Source organism: Shewanella sp. BJSY2023SW007 (genome assembly GCF_047314525.1).
Taxonomy (GTDB): Bacteria; Pseudomonadota; Gammaproteobacteria; order Enterobacterales; family Shewanellaceae; genus Shewanella; species Shewanella chilikensis.
Genome location: NZ_JBKORL010000032.1, coordinates 1 through 3,604 on the forward strand (window position 1 = coordinate 1; position 3,604 = coordinate 3,604).

Here is a 3,604-nt window from a genome sequence, read left to right on the forward strand (position 1 = left end):
AGGCATCTGTGATGTTGTAACGGCTGGTCAAATCAAAAGTGGTATAAGACGGGATGTCGTTATAGTTGTTTTGATTGGGTGACCATTCGTTATCCCGCACTGTGTCGCTGCGATAGTTGGCTGTCAACACGGCCGAGAAGTCATTGTAGGTGTAGTCTGTGGTCAATCGATGACGCCAGCGTGGACGGGACTGCTCACCTGCCGATTTAACTTCATCATCGGCGAATCCGGTCGGGTTGAATGAACGCTCTTCCAGATAAGTACTGAATAGGCGGAAGCCCCAGTCACCGAAACCGGTTTCAAGGCGATAGTTGGCTTCAATATCGAAACCTGAAGTAACACTGGATGCCGAGTTAACCGGTTTCTCGTAGTAGTTCACTATCTCATGGGTATCGGGATCACGTTCCAGCAAAGGACAGAAGTCGTTATCTGTGCTGCTTGACTGATAGCAGTACTTAACTACTTCGGCACCGCTGAAGCTGTTGATCACGTTCTCCATGTCAAACTTCCAGTAATCCACTGTCAGGCTGAAGTTTTCCAGGTAAGATGGGGTGTATACAAAGCCCAGAGTGATGTCATCTGCAACTTCGTTCTGCAGGTCCGGATTACCTACAATAAAGCCTGGACGAGTTGAACCGTACCAGTCCTGGGAAGGTTCAAAGTCAGTCGGGATCCCTTGAGCGGCACAGTTGGCCAACACATTGTCCAGATAGTCCGGGTTGATCCTGTTCCTGAAGCTGGTAGCACAATAATCGTTGATGGTGCGGAAGGTTTGGCTGGATGGGTTGTACAGTTCGGCAATGTTAGGTGCCCGTACAGATTTGGAGCGGTTGGCCCGGATGCGCAGATCGTCATTCAGCGCCCAGTTGATGCCGACTTTCCAGGCAGTATCAGAGCCGGAGGAGGAGTAGTCCATATAACGGAACGCGGTTTCCAGTGTCAGATCCTGAACCAAGATCACATCTTGCAGCAGCGGGACGGACAATTCGGCTGATGCCTCGGTCACATCGAACTCACCATAAAGTGGTTGAGACTGGTTTCCAAATAATAAACCGTCGCGCATTGCCGGATCCGGCAGAGTTTCAGCCGTTTCCTTACGATATTCAACGCTGAATGCAGCAGCGATAAAGCCGGCAGGCAGTTCAAATAGATCGCCGCTGACAGAGGCGCCGGCAACGTATTGATCGATTGATGAGCGACGAATCGCATCTGTGTTGACCCAGTTATAGGCAGCTTCATCATATTGGCCGCGGCCAAATACGTTCAGTGGCTTACAGCCATTGGCTCTGGCGTATTCGTCACGACATACCAGATTACCGTCGGCATCTTTGATCACATCGACAGAGTCATAGAAGCGCTGCTCGAATATTTCACCGTACCATTCGGTGTCGGCTTGAACATGGCCTACAGTGGCGTAAACATCATAGGACCAGGTATCGGACAGTGCACCGTCAACACCTAGTGCCAATCTTGCTGTCGTTCTGTCCTGACTGTATTTACGGTTGCCGAAATCAGATGCCAGATAGCCTAAGTTTACCCCTTCACCTGGTTTTTCTTCACCGGCCGTCACCAAAGCCGCCGCTTCAGGAGAGAGTAGGGCGTTATCATCATAGAGCTTGAAACTGAGGAAGGCAGGAGAGCTTTCACCATAGGCTTCGGACTTGGTGTAGCTGGCCTCCATGGTAAATTTATGATCATCATTGATGTCATAGTTCATCACAGTAAAGAAATTGATCCTGTCCAGTGGTGTCTTGATGAAAGAGTTCTCGGCAAAGTTGTAGCCTTCACCACCGAGATAGTCCACCCGGCCGCTGGTTAGCGGCGGCAGTGGCTGACCCAGATCCATTGGCCGAATTTGACCGTCATCGCTGAAGGTATAGCGGGTGCCATTGGATTCAAAAGTGCCTGTCTTGCTGTATGAAGCCAGTACCTGTTGACCATGGCCCCACATTATTGCTTGCGGATCATTCGGGCCATTGGCATTGGGGTTTCGCACCACAATCGGCGCTTCACGCAGGAATTCTCTGTCCATGTATGAAATCTGCCCCTGACGTGACCAACTGATGTTGGTCACAAAGTTGGCTTTACCCAAGTCAGAGCCAAAAGTCAGCGAGGCATATTCTTCTTCACCCCCATCTTCGGTGGGGCGGGTGGTAGAAGCATCGATAGCCAAGCCATCAAAACTGGTTTTGGTCACTATGTTGACCACCCCGGCAATGGCGTCAGAGCCATAAACAGCAGACGCGCCACCTGTAGTGATTTCGATGCGCTCAACCATGGCGGTAGGGATGTTGTTTAAATCCACGGCGCCTGAGCCTGGCGAACCGGCTACAAAGCGGCGGCCGTTAACCAGCACCAGAGTGCGGTTGGAACCCAGTCCTCTCAGGTCAGTGTTATTCAGACCACTGGCAAAAACAGTGTTGTTGGTGGTTTCCGGTGACAGACCAACCAGGGTATTAGGCATCTTGTGCAGCAGATCTGCTACGTTGGTAACACCTGCTTCAATAAGGCCATCGCCTGTGATCACTGTGACCGGTGTTGGTGCTATCTCTCCGATACGCTTGATTTTTGAACCTGTGACTTCAATACGCTCAAATGTTTCAGGTTTATCTTCAGCATAACTGAAACCTGTACAAGCGATACTGGTTGCAGCAGCCATAAGGCCGAAGCGAACGGCTTTGGCTGTTGTAGATATGGATGTCATATCTCTCTCCTTGATTATTATTGTAAACTGCCATGCTTGGCTATGTTTTTATTTTGTTTGTCAAATGTTTCATTGACAAAGATATAATTCAATTTAAACCTAAATTTGGCAACACCCTGCTATATTTATTAATTTAAGATTAATTTATTTTTAACACTTGCAAAACAAGGTGAGGGTGAATGGTTAATTGATTAAAATCAATTAGTTATTTTAAATGTTATTGATCTATAAAATATTTTGTTTAATATATGTTTCAATTTAAACAAATTTGCATCACTGATAATAGTAAGCAAATGTTTCTATGCCTTTAGTAAGGTGTGTCGTGCGTTAATTAATTGAGAGTTTGCATTTTGTTTGTTTTCTATACGCCTGAGTTTTTGCTTAACGGAATTAAAATATGGGAACTTTCCGATAGGAACGGGCTCTTTAATAAGGCATGATGTGAGGGGCTCCGGTATATTTAACACCGGATGTATCGTTTAAATTCCGGATTACCGGCTCTGCTCCAAGTGTGCGGGAAGTGCTCTTGAGGAGGCGGTAAAGAACCGGCGTGAGGTTAAGGGAAGACCATGTCATTTAATCAATCTTTGAGTAGAGGCAAGAGCGACGCGGCCCAAGAGGGAACTCTGACATCCAATAACCGGGTCAGTAAAAAAGATATGCGGATAAGCGCCGCTCGCAGACGAATAGAGGATATTCGAGAGCAGATGGCCCTGTCCCGTGAACTGGGGGTGGGAGTGTCGGCAGATGATCTGGACTTTGACTGACAGCCAGGTGAATAAATATTTGGAAAGCCCGCATTCAAGCGCAATGTAGATCAGATAAGGATCGGTTGACCGATCCTTCTGATGAGAGACAATCGGAAACCTGTTTGTAGGTTTCCGATTTTTTATGTCTATT

The 3,604-nt window shown here is 47.6% G+C and carries 2 protein-coding genes; one reads left to right on the forward strand and one right to left on the reverse strand.

Annotated elements, in window-relative coordinates:
• Positions 1–2,704: TonB-dependent receptor plug domain-containing protein (locus ACMHXE_RS06685; protein WP_413731762.1), on the reverse strand; the 2,704-nt coding region annotated here is incomplete at its 3' end.
• 569 nt (positions 2,705–3,273) lie between these two features.
• On the opposite strand from ACMHXE_RS06685, the gene ACMHXE_RS06690 reads away from it, so the two are divergent.
• Positions 3,274–3,471: a hypothetical protein gene (locus tag ACMHXE_RS06690; RefSeq protein WP_413731764.1), complete on the forward strand. Its 198-nt coding sequence runs from the start codon at positions 3,274–3,276 to the stop codon at positions 3,469–3,471.
• Positions 3,472–3,604 lie beyond the last annotated feature (133 nt).

What these genes read in the sequence shown, in the direction of transcription:
- ACMHXE_RS06690 (WP_413731764.1), top strand. Translation starts at nt 3,274, where the DNA reads ATGTCATTTAATCAATCTTTGAGTAGAGGCAAGAGCGACGCGGCCCAA.